Origin of the sequence: Enterobacter dykesii (genome assembly GCF_008364625.2) — a bacterium.
GTDB classification, from domain to species: domain Bacteria; phylum Pseudomonadota; class Gammaproteobacteria; order Enterobacterales; family Enterobacteriaceae; genus Enterobacter; species Enterobacter dykesii.
The window spans coordinates 2,178,422-2,191,665 of record NZ_CP126604.1; the positions used below are offsets into that span (position 1 = coordinate 2,178,422).

Sequence of the window (13,244 nt, forward strand, 5' to 3'; positions counted from 1 at the left end):
AGCGTTCCTCAGTGATAGCCTTCAGTATCCGACACTTTGCCGCGGAAGACGTAGTAGCTCCAGGCGGTGTACACCAGGATCACCGGAATAATCAGCAACGTGCCTACCAGCATAAACAGCTGGCTGGCGGGTGGGGCCGCGGCTTCCCACAGGGTGATGCGCGGCGGAATAATGTTTGGCCAGAGGCTGATACCCAGGCCGCTAAACCCGAGGAAGATCAGCCCCAGCGTCAGCAGGAAGGGGCGCGCGTGGCTGGCCGGGTTGCGGGTCAGGCGCCAGATCAGCACGCTGAACAGCCCGACCAGCAGCGGAACCGGCAGGAACCAGAAGAAGTTGGGCAGGGTAAACCAGCGCTCGGCCACGTACTGCCAGCCGAGCGGCGTCCAGATGCTCACCACAGCGATGACGACCATCAGTGCCAGCAGCACGTGGCGGGTCAGCTCGCGCATGCGGGCCTGCAGCGCGCCTTCGCTTTTCATGATGAGCCAGGTGGTGCCCAGCAGCGTGTAGGCGACGACCAGACCGATGCCGCAGAAGAGGTTGAAGGGGGTGAGCCAGTCTAGCGCAGAGCCGACAAAACGTCGGCCTTCGACGTCAAAGCCGTTGATCACGGCCCCTACCACCACGCCCTGGCTAAAGGTGGCAAGCAGGGAGCCGCCGGCAAAGGAGTAGTCCCAGAACTTGCGGTGCGAGGGCGTGGCTTTGAAGCGGAACTCAAAGGCGACGCCGCGAAAGATGAGGCCGATCAGCATCGCGGTGAGGGGTATCGTCAGCGCATCAATAATCACCGCATAGGCCAGCGGAAACGCGCCGAACAGGCCCGCGCCACCGAGCACCAGCCAGGTCTCGTTGCCGTCCCAGACCGGCGCCACGCTGTTGACCATCACGTCGCGCTCTTTCGCGTCGCCCACGAAGTTAAACAGCAGGCCAATCCCCAGATCGAAGCCGTCCATAATGATGTACATCAGCGTGGCAAACACGATGATGGCAAACCAAATCACTGAGATATCGACGCCCATCAGATTCTCTCCTCTTCCGGAACAGACTCCGCGGCAGACAGCGGACGAGCGGGCGTGCCCGAGGTGTTTGACGTCAGCGTATCGACGGGCTGCGGACCTTTCTTAATCAGCCGGATAAGATAAACATAGCCCACGCCAAACACGGATGAGTAGACAACGAAGAACGCCAGCAGGCTGATGCTCATCTGCAGGGTGCTGTGCAGCGATACCGCGTCGATGGTGCGCAGATAGCCGTAGACCACCCACGGCTGACGGCCCACCTCGGTGGTCACCCAGCCGGCGAGCAGCGCCAGCAGCCCGGCAGGCCCCATGCAGAGGGCAAACCAATGGAACGGACGCGAGTAGTAAAGTCGATGACGATAGCGCAGCCAGACGCTAATCAGCCCGAGGGTAATCATCAGCAGCCCCATCCCGACCATGACGCGGAACGACCAGAAAACGATGGTCGAGTTTGGCCGATCTTCTTTCGGAAAATCCTTCAGCGCCGGGACCTGCTTATCCAGACTGTGGGTCAGGATAAGGCTGCCGAGCGCGGGGATCTCCAGACCGTATTTGGTGCGCTCTTCGTCCATATCCGGCAGGCCAAACAGCAGCAGCGGAGTGGCCTCGCCCGGCGGATTTTCCCAGTGCCCCTCAATGGCGGCAATTTTGGCCGGCTGATGCTCAAGCGTGTTCAGGCCGTGCATATCGCCCACGACCGCCTGGATAGGGGCGACCAGCAGCGCCATCCACATCGCCATGGAAAACATGGTGCGGACGGCGGGGGTATCGTTACCGCGCAGCAGGTGCCATGCGCCCGACGCGCCGACAAACAGCGCGCTGCTCAGAAACGCGGCGATAGCCATGTGAATAAGGCGGTAAGGGAAGGAGGGATTAAAGACGATCGCCAGCCAGTCCTGCGGGATAACCTGTCCGTTCTCAATAGTGAAGCCCTGCGGCGTATGCATCCAGCTGTTGGAGGCGAGGATCCAGAAGGTCGACATCAGCGTGCCGAGCGCCACCATGCAGGTTGAAAAGAAGTGCAGGCCCGGGCCGACCTTATTCCAGCCGAACATCATGACGCCAAGGAAACCGGCCTCGAGGAAGAAGGCGGTTAACACTTCATAGGTCAGAAGGGGGCCGGTAATACTGCCCGCGAACTGTGAGAATCCGCTCCAGTTGGTGCCAAACTGGTACGCCATGACCAGGCCGGAAACGACGCCCATCCCGAAGTTAACGGCAAATATCTTGAGCCAGAAATGGTACAACGATCGCCAGACGTCGTTTTTGGTGCGCAGCCACATGCCCTCCAGCACCACCAGATAGCTGGCGAGGCCGATGGTGATCGCAGGAAAAAGGATATGAAACGAGACGGTAAAAGCGAACTGAATTCTGGCCAGATGGAACGCGTCGAGTTCGAACATGGTCCGTACCTCTGAAACGATGGGGCACGAGAATTGCCGGGCAGTTTATGGCTGCCCGGCAAAACCGATTACGGTTTAGTCTTACCGGCACCCAGCTCGGCACCGGTCAGCGGGTCAGAATGTGGATCGGACTTCGTGCGGGCAGACATCGCCTTGACCAGGGTTGCCTGTTCGGTCGTGAGCGTGACGCTTGCGCTGCCATCGCCGCCGTCAACCGCAGGCTGGGGGGACTCAACGTAATCGAAATGTTTATCGCTGTTCCAGCTTCCGCGAACCTCTCCACCTTCAGACATATTGTAGTACTTGTTGGTGAATTCCTCGATTGGCGGCAGTTTTCCCGGTGGGAAATTATTACGGATCGACTGCAGCGCCTTCTCAAAGGAGAGCTGATGCGCCGCCTCGCGCGTCATCAGAAACGCCAGCGCATCTTTTACGCCGGGATCGTCGGTCACGTTGATCAGCCGTTCATAGATGATTTTCGCTCGTGCCTCAGCTGCCACGTTTGAGCGCAGGTCCGCCGTAGGCTCGCCGATGGTATCGACGTAGGCTGCCGTCCAGGGCACGCCCGCCGAGTTAGTGAGCGGGGTGCCGCCACCGTAGAGCAGGGAGGTGATGTGGCTGTCATTGCCGTTTTCGGTCATGGACCGATACAGCTCAGCCTCGTTTTCCACCCCTTCCGCCAGCGCGCCTTTGGCGCCTTTATTCAGCATGCCGACCAGAGTACCGATGATTTCGAGGTGGCTTAGCTCCTCGGTCGCGATATCCATCAGCATATCTTTACGGCCCGGATCGTCATCGCTTAATCCTTGCGTAAAGTAGCGGCAGGCGGCAGCAAGTTCGCCCTGTGGCCCACCGAACTGTTCCAGTAAAAGATTGGCGAGGCCTGGGTTCGGTTCGGCAACGCGAACCGTGTATTGCAGCTGTTTGACGTGTCGGAACATGGCGATTCTCCCGGGTTATTTTTTCGCTTCGACGCCCGATGCGTCAGAACGCAGCAGGAACTGTTCCGTGGTCTGCGGAATATGACGAATCAGCCAGTCGGCCATTTCGCGTTCCTCAGCCAGAATCGTCTCAATCGCAGGTATCGAGGCGGTGTCGCCCGCTTTTTTGGCCGCCGCCAGCAGGGAGGTATAACAGGCTATTTCAAACTGTTCGAAAACATAACCGCTGATCGAGCCCTTCACGATCTCATCAGACGGGAACATGCCGCCGATGGACTGCCCGAGCGCCGCCATTTTGCTCATCGAATCTTTTAAAACCGAACGAGAAATATCATTACGGTCGAGGATTTCTTCCAGCAATGTAATTTGCCGTTTTGTCTCATTAATATGCTGCTCAATTCTGGCGCGAACATCAGGATAATTATCGATACGGCTGGCCATGGATTCCAGCATAGATTCGGCTTGCTTTTCCATCGCATGGGCATCGCGTAGCCAGTCATGGTAGTGTTCTACGTGATTCATCATTGTATCCTCATTAGGGGTTCGCTTATTTGGTCTCACTTTCAGCAGCCTGATCGGCACGCGCGGCACTGTAGCCAGATAAATGGCCGACAATATTGGCGTAAATACTGATGATAATGACCCATAGCACGCTATTCTTCCACCATATTACAGAGGGGATAGCGAGAATGAACCATATTATGGCTGCCGCTAAATGGCACCGTTTAATAGTCCTGGGACTGATGCTCATTTTATTTAACCTTTTATTGCGTCATTTCTGCGCTTTTTGGTTAATATTTCCTACGGCCAGATCGGTGAGTTTAAGGTCGGTCTCTTTTTCTTCTTCCAGCGTTTCGGCAAGAAGCTTAACGGCTTTTTTATAGCCCAGTTGTTCTGCTAATGTGGCAAGGGTACCGTAGCTGGCAATTTCGTAATGTTCGACTTTTTGCGCGGCGGCAATAAGTGCGGCATCACGTACTTCATTTTTTTCCGTGCTTTCGATGACTTCGTTGGCTTCTTCAATTAAGCCTTCCATCGCCACGCATTTCATGCGCTTAAGCTTGATACCGTCTTCCTGCTCGACGATTTGGTCGATACGTTCGATCTGACCCTGCGTCTCTTCCAGGTGCGCGGTAAAAGCGGCGCTCAGCTTCTCGCTGGACGCGGCGCGGGCAAGCTTGCTTAACGCTCGGGTAAGCTGCTTTTCTGCGCTGTAGGTATCCGACAGAAGATGAATAAAGACATCCTCGACGCTTTTCATATTCATAATAATTACGCTCCGGTAAAATAAAGAAAGGGTACTGCGAGCTTTTCAGCCCGCAGCATGCTCTCTGGTATTATTAAAAGAGTATTAAATAAGATCAGGAGTTATCAGATTTACGGCCTCCGCCGTGACTGTTCTGTCCCCCTTTCTTACCCGCTTCAGATGCGCGTTGCGGATCGTTTTTAAAGTTCCCACCGCTATGCTGGCCACCTTTACGTCCAGCTTCTGATGCTTTTTCACGGTCTTCAGCGAAATTACCGGAACCACCACGATGCTCTGCCATATTAAACCTCTTAGTCATATATTGGTTATGTCAGTACGATACGAAAAATATTCCGTATCACTCGTCGTTCGAGTAATAACTCTAGTCGGTGTTCGGCATCCGTCAAATGCGTTTTGCTATTTGCGGTTGCGTTATTTTTAAATATTTGTAAATTTGCGCTTCGCTTAAAATGGAAATATGGATAGACAGGAAGGACTTGTAAACAACTATTCAGATTAATCCTAACTTCAGGCTAAAAATTTGAAAGGTGAGGATAAAAATAATGGCGTACTCGAATTGGTTAATTTGCATTCAGGAGAGAACCAAAAAATACTCCTTTATAGCTAGAAAGCGGAACCCTAAATAATTATAAGGAAAATCCTGGATAAAAGCGTTGAGCATAAAGGGCGGTTCCGTTCGGCGCTGTTCAGGGACCCGTAGCGCACGGTTTGACCACTGTCGTCTTAAGATCACAAATCAGAAATCTTTCCCCCCGGAAGGAACGGGTTTCTCTACACTCCAGGTAATATTCACTGGAGGCATGACATCATGGCGAACACCATCACGGCTGATGACATTCGGGAACACTTTTCGCAGGCTATGTCGGCGATGTACCAGCAGGAAGTTCCGCAGTACGGCACCTTGCTCGAACTGGTTGCGGACGTAAACCTGGCGGTTCTGGAAAATAATCCACTATTACATGAACAACTGGCTAACGCCGATGAGCTTGCGCGCCTGAACGTGGAGCGTCACGGGGCGATCCGCGTCGGCACGGCACAGGAACTTTCAACCCTGCGCCGTATGTTTGCCATTATGGGCATGTACCCGGTCAGCTATTACGATCTCTCTCAGGCGGGGGTGCCCGTCCACTCAACGGCGTTTCGTCCGATAGAAGACGCAGCGCTGTGCCGGAATCCGTTTCGTATCTTTACCTCGCTGCTGCGTCTTGAGCTGATTGAAAACGTCGCGCTGCGCGAACGTGCCGCGGAGATTCTCTCTCACCGGAACATCTTCACCCCCCGCTGTCTGGAACTGCTCGACCTCCACGAGTCGGAAGGGCACTTTACTGATGCACAGGCCCACGAGTTTGTGCAGGAAGCGGTGGAAACCTTCCGCTGGCACCGCCATGCGACGGTCGATCGGGAGACCTATCTGGCTCTGAGCAACGAGCATCGCCTGATTGCCGACGTGGTCTGCTTCCCGGGCTGCCATATTAACCACCTCACGCCGCGCACGCTGGATATTGACCGGGTGCAGGAGCTGATGCCGAAGTACGGTATTGAGCCAAAAATACTGATTGAAGGCCCGCCGCGTCGCGAGGTGCCCGTATTACTGCGTCAAACCAGCTTCAAGGCGCTGGAAGAGCCGGTGCTGTTTGCCGGGGAACATAAAGGAACCCACACCGCGCGCTTCGGTGAGATTGAGCAGCGCGGCGTGGCGCTGACGCAAAAAGGCCGGGAACTGTACGATAGCCTCCTCGCCCAGGCCGGTACCGGCAAAGATAACCTGACGCATCAGCTGCATCTGCGGGAGATCTTTAGCGCCTTCCCGGACAGCGAAATGCTCATGCGCCGTCAGGAGCTGGCTTATTTCCGCTACCGCCTGACGCCAGCCGGGGAAGCGCATCGGCATGCGTTTCGTCCGGGCGACGATCCTCAGCCGCTGATCGAGCGCGGATGGGTGGTTGCCCAGCCGATCACCTACGAAGATTTTCTCCCGGTCAGCGCTGCGGGGATTTTCCAGTCCAATCTCGGGAACGAAACCCAGGCCCGCAGCCACGGTAACGCCAGCCGCGATGCGTTTGAAGACGCGCTGGGCTGCCCGGTGTATGACGAGTTTACGCTCTACCAGGAGGCTGAAACGCGCAGCAAACAGCGTTGCGGTTTGCTCTGAAATCGTTACTCTGCTGGGGTGTGATGGAAAAATTAAGGTCGTTATGCAAAATCCTTCCGCCCCTGTGGTTGAAACGCGCCAGGGCGCACTGTCTGGTTTAACCGATGAAAATGTCCACGTCTGGTGCGGTATTCCCTACGCCGCACCGCCCGTGGGGGAGTGGCGCTGGCGCTCGCCCCGGCCGCCTGAACCCTGGGATGGCCTGCGTGAGGCCAAGGCCTTCTCCGCCTCAAGCTGGCAAAGCAGCGAGTATTGCCAGGAGCTGGGCGGGGGCGATCCGGGCCAGTTTTCCGAAGACTGCCTCTACCTTAACGTCTGGTCTCCCGCAGAGCGGGCCGAGCCGCTCCCGGTTATGGTCTGGCTGCACGGAGGCGGGTTTACGATTGGTGCCGGGGGCCTGCCGCCGTATAACGGCAAAGCGCTGGCCACGCGCGGCGTGGTTGTGGTCACGATTAACTACCGTCTCGGCCATCTCGGCTTTTTCGCCCATCCCGCGCTGGAAGGCGAGGAAGGGCGCGTGGTGCATAATTTTGCCCTGCTGGATCAGATCGCCGCGCTCGAATGGGTGCGGGAGAATATCGCCGGGTTTGGCGGGGATCCCGCTAATGTGACCCTGTTTGGCGAATCCGCTGGCGCGCGCAGCGTGCTTTCTCTGCTGGCCTCGCCGCTGGCAGCAGGATTATTCCACAAGGCGATTGTGCAAAGCGGATACACTCTGCCGGACACGCCGCGCGAGCAGGCGCTGCAAAAAGGGGAAGCGCTGGCCGCCCATTTCGGGCTGGAAAATGCGACCGCCGGGCAGCTGCGCGCCATTCCGCCCGAGGCGTTTTGGCCGCTCACCGCGCCGCTGAACGTCGCCCCGGCGCCTATCGCTGGAGACTGTGTTCTGCCGGAAGCCATGTTGGACGTCTTTTTCGCCGCCCGTCAGCATCCGGTGCCGGTGATGATTGGCTCTAACAGCGATGAAGCCAGCGTGATGGCGGTGTTTGGCATCGATCTCGCCGGACAAATTCAGAAGCTTCGCCGGGAGCGCCGCTTCGGGCTGGGGCTGATTAAGCTGCTCTATCCGGGTGTGAAGGGCGATGAAGAGCTGGGCAGACAGGTGTGCCGCGACATGGCGTTCACCACGATGGGCTATGTGGTGATGCAGGCCCAGCAGCGCGTCGGTGGACTGTGCTGGCGTTACTGGTTTGACTATGTCGCGGAAGCGGAACATGCCACCTATATTAACGGCGCGTGGCACGGCAATGAAGTGCCTTACGTCTTTGATACGCTCGGCCAGGTGGAGCCTTCACGCCAGTATGTCAATGAGCGGGATCTGCAGTTTGCTGCCCAGGTGGCCGATTACTGGGTGAGTTTTGCGCGTGACGCGGGTCGTCGCGACATCCTGCCCGGGCCGACGCACTGGCCCGCGTGCCGTAAAGGGCGGGACGTTCTGTTACGCATTGGCGTGAATAAACATGCAGTTTTCAGGCTTGAAAACCGCTTTATGCGCGCCCGCATGAGCCTCTTCAAGCGGGTGATGAAGCACCACGTCAGCCTCGATTAAGCAAACAGGCGCGAAACGCCGCGAGACCATTTTCCTCGCCTGGCGTTTCGCGCAGCACCAGCCGGTAGCTTGCGCCGGTTTTTATGCTTGCCTCATAGGGCCGTACCAGCCTTCCAGCGTGAACATCTTCTGCCACCAGCGTTTCGTCGGCGATTGCGACGCCGAGCCCCTGAATGGCGGCCGTAATGGCGAGATCCATCGTGTCGAAGTGTTGATTTTTGTGCATGGCAAAGCCTGGACCTTCCTGTTTCGCCAGCCACAGCGACCAGTCCGTCTTATCCCTTGTGGGATGCAGAAACGTCAGCGAGCTCAGCGCTGCCCCCGCACGCACTGGGCTTATCACCGGGGTGAGCGCCTCTTCGAACAGCAGATCGCCTGCGCTCATGTGCGTGCCGAATACAATGGCCGCGTCGTAAGATTCGGTTTTGAAATTGACGTTGTGATCGGTGGTGGTGGTCAGCGCAATTTGCAGATCCGGATGCTCGCGCTCCACCTCCAGCAGGCGCGGCACCAGCCAGCGCATGGCGCAGGTGGGCGCCTTCAGCCGGATCACCGTGTGCTGGCTGCGGGCCTGGTCGGCCACGGACAGCAGCTGCTCGAAAGCGGACTGCAGCTCCGGAAGCAGGGCGCTACCCTGCGGTGAGAGGCGCAGCCCGCGCGCGTGGCGTTCAAAAAGCGGAAAGCCAAACCACGCCTCAAGAGAGGCAATCTTACGGCTCACGGCCCCCTGCGTCAGACACAGTTCCGCCGCGGCATGGGTAAGATTGAGGTGACGCGCGGTGACTAAAAATGCGTCGATGGCATTAAGGGGGAGCGAACGGCGTGACATAGAAAACACCTCAGCTATGCATTTTTCTCATGGCTATTATGACAACAATTCGATTGTCCCGACAGCACAGATGTTGTTTGAATAGTTATGCAATGTCCATGAGAAGGGAAAGAGGATGACTTTACGAACGCCTGTGCAAACGCGCTCCAAACTGCCGGATGTGGGAACCACCATTTTTACCGTTATCGGCCAGCTCTCGGCGCAGCATAACGCGATTAACCTTTCTCAGGGCGCACCGAATTTTTCCTGCGACCCGAAGCTGATTGCGGGCGTCACCCGCGCAATGGAGGCGGGGCACAACCAGTACGCGTCGATGACCGGCCTGCAGCCGCTCAGGGAACGTATTGCCGATAAAATTGCTACGCTCTACGGCACGCAGTATGACCCTGCCAGCGAGGTGCTGGTGACCGCCAGCGCCAGCGAAGGGCTCTATTCGGCGATTAGCGGGCTGGTACATCCGGGCGATGAGGTGATCTACTTTGAGCCGTCCTTTGACAGCTACGCGCCGATTGTCCGTCTGCAGGGGGCAACCCCGATTGCCATCAAGCTCACCGTGCCGGATTTTACCGTCAACTGGGATGAGGTTCGCGCCGCGATCACCCCGCGCACGCGCATGATCATCATCAATACGCCGCACAACCCGAGCGGTCAGGTCTTCTCCGCCAGTGACCTGCAGCAGCTGGCGGCGCTGACGCGCAATACCGACATCATTATTTTGTCTGACGAAGTGTACGAACACGTCGTTTTTGACGGCGAGCCGCACCACGGGATGGCCACGCACCCGCAGCTGGCGGAGCGCAGCGTGATTATTTCCTCTTTCGGAAAAACCTATCACGTCACCGGATGGCGCGTGGGTTACTGTGTTGCACCTGCGGTACTGATGGACGAGATTTGTAAAGTGCATCAATTTTTAATGTTTTCTGCCGATACGCCAATGCAGCACGCGTTTGCTGAGCATATGGTCGACCCGCAAACCTGGCTATCGCTCTCTGCGTTTTACCAGCGCAAGCGCGATCTGCTGCACAGCCTGCTGGCCGATTCACCGTTTACGCTGCTGCCGAGCGCCGGATCTTTCTTCATGCTGGCGGACTACAGCCAGTTCAGCGACGAGCGCGACAGCGAGCTGGTGAAACGGCTGATCGTTGAGTACGGCGTTGCCACCATTCCGCTGTCGGCGTTTTATACGGACGGTACGGATAATAAATTGATTCGTCTCTCTTTTGCGAAAGATGAGGCGACGTTACGGGCAGGTGCCCAGGCCCTGTGTCGGGTTAAACCACGCTGAGGAGTATGAGATGAAATTACGCGCGTTAGTTGTCGGCATGGGATTGCTGTGTACTTTTTCTTCCTTCGCGGCCACCGAGCTGCGTTACGGTCTGGAAGCGGAATACCCGCCGTTTGAGAGCCGCAATGCGGCGGGCGAACTGGAAGGGTTTGACGTTGAGCTGGGGAATGCCATCTGCAAAGCGGCAGCGCTGAAGTGCAGCTGGGTTGAAACCTCCTTTGATGCGCTGATCCCGGGGCTGGTGGCGAAGAAATTTGATGCCATCAACTCGGCGATGAACATCACCGAGCAGCGCCGCAAGAGCATTGATTTTACCCAGCCGATCTACCGTATTCCGTCGCAGCTGGTCGGCAAGGCCGGCACGGCGGTTGAGGCAACGCCAGAAGGGCTGAAGGGCAAAACCATCGGCGTACTGCAGGGATCCATTCAGGAAACCTATGCCAAAGAGCACTGGGAAAAGCAGGGTGTCACCGTGGTGTCTTATAAAGATCAGAATATGGCCTGGGGCGATCTGCTGAATGGCCGTATCGACGCCTCGCTGGTCATGTCCGCGGCCGGGCAGGCAGGTTTCCTCAGCAAGCCGCAGGGGAAAGGGTTTGGCTTCATCGGCAAACCGGTGTCTGACGACACTATCCTCGGCAGTGGGATCGGTTTTGGGTTGCGTAAAGGTGACGAGGCCACCAAAAAGCAGCTTGATGCCGCGATTGATAAAGTACGTGCCGACGGCACGATCGCTAAACTCGCTGATAAGTACTTCCCGGGTATCGATGTCAGCGTAAAATAACCGCCTCATTAGCCCCGTCAGCTGATGTCCTGACGGGGCATTTTTAATACACTTCATCCTTCAAGCTGCCTCTGCGTTGGCTACGTCTGTTCACCCCAGTCACTTACTTAAGTAAGCTCCTGGAGATTCTCAGACTTGCCGCCTTGATCCAGCATGAATGATTTTGTGTATTTACTGTTTTTTACACCACTTTCGGGCCGTTCTGGTCGACAGAAAATATTTCTCACTTTGTTCATATAATCACCGGCCAACAATTGGATTCTTAACCATTTTTGTTTAGGCTGTGCGTTCTTTCTTGCCGTCATTTCGCCGAGCGCGAAACACATTCACACGACCATAAGGACGTTTTTCCAGGCATGAATCGCAGACGTTTTCTAAAAGGCTCGCTGGCAGTGGCAGCCCTGAGCGGCACATCTGGCCTTGCTTCCCTGTTTTCCAAAGCGGCATACGCTGCCGACTCTGACATTGCTGACGGCCAGAGCCGTCGTTTCGACTTCTCCGTACTGCAATCCATGGCGCATGACCTGGCGAAAACCCCGTGGGGTGGCGCGCCGCGTCCGCTGCCGGACACGCTGGCAACCATGACGCCGCAGGCGTATAACGCCATCCGCTACGATGAAAAACAGTCACTGTGGAACAACATTGAAGGGCGTCAGCTGGACGTGCAGTTCTTCCATATGGGGATGGGGTTCCGCCGCCGCGTGCGGATGTTCTCGCTGGACCAGTCGACCTCTATGGCGCGCGAGATCCACTTCCGTCCGGAGCTGTTCAGCTACGGTGAAACGGGTGTGGATACCAAACAGCTGGAAGGGCAAAGCGATCTCGGGTTTGCGGGATTCCGCGCCTTTAAGGCCCCTGAACTGGCGCGTCGCGATATCGTCTCTTTCCTGGGCGCGAGCTATTTCCGCGCGGTGGATGACACCTACCAGTACGGCCTGTCTGCCCGCGGTCTGGCGGTAGATACCTTTACCGATACGCCGGAAGAGTTTCCCGATTTCACGTCATTCTGGTTTGAAACCGTCAAGCCCGGCGACACGACTTTTACCGTCTATACCCTGCTGGACAGCCCGAGCATCACGGGTGCCTATAAATTCGTGATCCACTGCGAGAAGAGCCAGGTGATTATGGAGGTGGAAAACCATCTCTACGCGCGAAAGGACATCAAGCAGCTCGGCATCGCGCCGATGACCAGCATGTTCAGCTGCGGTAATAACGAACGCCGCATGTGTGACACCATTCACCCGCAAATTCATGACTCCGACCGCCTGGCAATGTGGCGCGGCAACGGGGAGTGGATCTGTCGTCCGCTGAACAACCCGCAGAAGCTGCAGTTCAACGCCTATATGGACAAAAACCCGAAAGGGTTCGGCCTGCTGCAGCTCGACCGCGATTTCTCGCACTATCAGGACGTGATGGGCTGGTATAACAAACGCCCGAGCCTGTGGGTGGAACCGCGTAACAACTGGGGGAAAGGCGCGGTTGGCCTGATGGAGATCCCGACCACCGGCGAAACGCTGGATAACGTGGTCTGCTTCTGGCAGCCGGAAAAAGCGGTGAAAGCGGGCGACGAGCTGGACTTCAAATATCGCCTCTACTGGAGCGCCATGCCGCCGGTGCGTTCTCCGCTGGCCAACGTCTTCGCCACCCGTACCGGCATGGGCGGCTTCCCGGAAGGCTGGGCACCGGGCGAAAATTACCCGAAAGTGTGGGCACGTCGCTTTGCCATCGACTTCGTCGGCGGCGACCTGAAGGCCGCTGCGCCAAAAGGCATCGAGCCGGTGATTACGCTCTCCAGCGGTGAAGCGAAGCAGGTTGAGATCCTCTACGTTGAGCCGTTTGACGGCTATCGCATCCTGTTTGACTGGTATCCGACGTCGGATTCAACGGAGCCGGTGGATATGCGCCTGTTCCTGCGCTGTCAGGGCGACGCCATCAGTGAAACCTGGCTGTACCAGTATTTCCCACCGGCGCCGGATAAACGTAACTACGTTGACGACCGGATAATGCGTTAACGA

At 56.9% G+C, this 13,244-nt stretch carries 13 protein-coding genes; 5 read left to right on the forward strand and 8 right to left on the reverse strand.

What is annotated here, in order from left to right; genetic code table 11:
* Nucleotides 1–8 precede the first annotated feature (8 nt).
* From cydB to F0320_RS10505, 7 genes are all read right to left on the reverse strand, one after another.
* The gene (gene cydB, locus F0320_RS10475; RefSeq protein ID WP_045888403.1) at nucleotides 9–1,019 is read right to left on the reverse strand and encodes a cytochrome d ubiquinol oxidase subunit II; all 1,011 of its coding nucleotides are present in this window, start codon (nucleotides 1,017–1,019) and stop codon (nucleotides 9–11) included.
* Nucleotides 1,019–2,422, reverse strand: a complete 1,404-nt coding sequence (locus tag F0320_RS10480) for a cytochrome ubiquinol oxidase subunit I (RefSeq protein WP_126328496.1) — start codon at nucleotides 2,420–2,422, stop codon at nucleotides 1,019–1,021. The genes cydB and F0320_RS10480 overlap by 1 nt, the downstream gene beginning before the upstream one ends.
* Before the next feature lie 68 nt (nucleotides 2,423–2,490).
* Nucleotides 2,491–3,363 carry a manganese catalase family protein gene (locus F0320_RS10485; RefSeq protein WP_008502274.1) on the reverse strand — a complete coding sequence of 291 codons (873 nt, stop codon included), beginning with the start codon at nucleotides 3,361–3,363 and terminating at the stop codon, nucleotides 2,491–2,493.
* A gap of 15 nt (nucleotides 3,364–3,378) precedes the next feature.
* Nucleotides 3,379–3,885: a ferritin-like domain-containing protein gene (locus F0320_RS10490; RefSeq protein ID WP_014883791.1), complete on the reverse strand. Its 507-nt coding sequence runs from the start codon at nucleotides 3,883–3,885 to the stop codon at nucleotides 3,379–3,381.
* A 25-nt stretch (nucleotides 3,886–3,910) separates the two neighbouring features.
* The gene (locus F0320_RS10495; protein ID WP_008502273.1) at nucleotides 3,911–4,114 is read right to left on the reverse strand and encodes a hypothetical protein; all 204 of its coding nucleotides are present in this window, start codon (nucleotides 4,112–4,114) and stop codon (nucleotides 3,911–3,913) included.
* Nucleotides 4,115–4,135: 21 nt separating this feature from the next.
* Nucleotides 4,136–4,630 carry a ferritin-like domain-containing protein gene (locus F0320_RS10500; RefSeq protein WP_008502272.1) on the reverse strand — a complete coding sequence of 165 codons (495 nt, stop codon included), beginning with the start codon at nucleotides 4,628–4,630 and terminating at the stop codon, nucleotides 4,136–4,138.
* Between the two features lie 94 nt (nucleotides 4,631–4,724).
* Nucleotides 4,725–4,910 carry a general stress protein gene (locus F0320_RS10505; protein WP_004150795.1) on the reverse strand — a complete coding sequence of 62 codons (186 nt, stop codon included), beginning with the start codon at nucleotides 4,908–4,910 and terminating at the stop codon, nucleotides 4,725–4,727.
* Nucleotides 4,911–5,438: 528 nt separating this feature from the next.
* Here F0320_RS10505 and hglS point away from each other — a divergent pair.
* Together hglS and F0320_RS10515 are read left to right on the forward strand one after the other, a co-directional pair.
* A complete protein-coding gene (gene hglS, locus F0320_RS10510) occupies nucleotides 5,439–6,782 on the forward strand; it encodes a 2-oxoadipate dioxygenase/decarboxylase HglS (RefSeq protein WP_047651258.1) in 1,344 nt (447 codons plus the stop codon).
* Between the two features lie 43 nt (nucleotides 6,783–6,825).
* Nucleotides 6,826–8,331 (forward strand): carboxylesterase/lipase family protein, encoded by a 1,506-nt coding sequence (locus tag F0320_RS10515; protein WP_126328497.1) that lies wholly within the window; start codon nucleotides 6,826–6,828, stop codon nucleotides 8,329–8,331.
* Here the strand turns inward: F0320_RS10515 and F0320_RS10520 are convergent.
* Nucleotides 8,318–9,160 (reverse strand): LysR family transcriptional regulator, encoded by an 843-nt coding sequence (locus tag F0320_RS10520; protein WP_126328498.1) that lies wholly within the window; start codon nucleotides 9,158–9,160, stop codon nucleotides 8,318–8,320. The two genes, F0320_RS10515 and F0320_RS10520, sit on opposite strands and share 14 nt — an antisense overlap.
* A 115-nt stretch (nucleotides 9,161–9,275) precedes the next feature.
* Between F0320_RS10520 and F0320_RS10525 the strand changes: the two genes are divergently transcribed.
* The 3 genes from F0320_RS10525 to F0320_RS10535 all read left to right on the forward strand — a co-directional run bounded on the left by F0320_RS10525 (nucleotide 9,276) and on the right by F0320_RS10535 (nucleotide 13,241).
* On the forward strand, nucleotides 9,276–10,445 hold the full coding sequence (locus F0320_RS10525) for a pyridoxal phosphate-dependent aminotransferase (protein ID WP_126328499.1): 1,170 nt from the start codon (nucleotides 9,276–9,278) through the stop codon (nucleotides 10,443–10,445).
* Between the two features lie 10 nt (nucleotides 10,446–10,455).
* Complete coding sequence (locus F0320_RS10530; protein ID WP_025756391.1) at nucleotides 10,456–11,229, forward strand: transporter substrate-binding domain-containing protein; 774 nt, start codon at nucleotides 10,456–10,458, stop codon at nucleotides 11,227–11,229.
* A 356-nt stretch (nucleotides 11,230–11,585) separates the two neighbouring features.
* Nucleotides 11,586–13,241, forward strand: a complete 1,656-nt coding sequence (locus F0320_RS10535) for a glucan biosynthesis protein D (RefSeq protein ID WP_149323772.1) — start codon at nucleotides 11,586–11,588, stop codon at nucleotides 13,239–13,241.
* Nucleotides 13,242–13,244: the final 3 nt, after the last annotated feature.

What these genes read in the sequence shown, in the direction of transcription:
- F0320_RS10505 (WP_004150795.1), bottom strand. Translation starts at nt 4,910, where the DNA reads ATGGCAGAGCATCGTGGTGGTTCCGGTAATTTCGCTGAAGACCGTGAA.
- F0320_RS10525 (WP_126328499.1), top strand. Translation starts at nt 9,276, where the DNA reads ATGACTTTACGAACGCCTGTGCAAACGCGCTCCAAACTGCCGGATGTG.
- cydB (WP_045888403.1), bottom strand. Translation starts at nt 1,019, where the DNA reads ATGGGCGTCGATATCTCAGTGATTTGGTTTGCCATCATCGTGTTTGCC.
- F0320_RS10530 (WP_025756391.1), top strand. Translation starts at nt 10,456, where the DNA reads ATGAAATTACGCGCGTTAGTTGTCGGCATGGGATTGCTGTGTACTTTT.
- F0320_RS10485 (WP_008502274.1), bottom strand. Translation starts at nt 3,363, where the DNA reads ATGTTCCGACACGTCAAACAGCTGCAATACACGGTTCGCGTTGCCGAA.
- F0320_RS10480 (WP_126328496.1), bottom strand. Translation starts at nt 2,422, where the DNA reads ATGTTCGAACTCGACGCGTTCCATCTGGCCAGAATTCAGTTCGCTTTT.
- F0320_RS10500 (WP_008502272.1), bottom strand. Translation starts at nt 4,630, where the DNA reads ATGAATATGAAAAGCGTCGAGGATGTCTTTATTCATCTTCTGTCGGAT.
- hglS (WP_047651258.1), top strand. Translation starts at nt 5,439, where the DNA reads ATGGCGAACACCATCACGGCTGATGACATTCGGGAACACTTTTCGCAG.
- F0320_RS10515 (WP_126328497.1), top strand. Translation starts at nt 6,826, where the DNA reads ATGCAAAATCCTTCCGCCCCTGTGGTTGAAACGCGCCAGGGCGCACTG.
- F0320_RS10490 (WP_014883791.1), bottom strand. Translation starts at nt 3,885, where the DNA reads ATGAATCACGTAGAACACTACCATGACTGGCTACGCGATGCCCATGCG.
- F0320_RS10495 (WP_008502273.1), bottom strand. Translation starts at nt 4,114, where the DNA reads ATGAGCATCAGTCCCAGGACTATTAAACGGTGCCATTTAGCGGCAGCC.
- F0320_RS10520 (WP_126328498.1), bottom strand. Translation starts at nt 9,160, where the DNA reads ATGTCACGCCGTTCGCTCCCCCTTAATGCCATCGACGCATTTTTAGTC.
- F0320_RS10535 (WP_149323772.1), top strand. Translation starts at nt 11,586, where the DNA reads ATGAATCGCAGACGTTTTCTAAAAGGCTCGCTGGCAGTGGCAGCCCTG.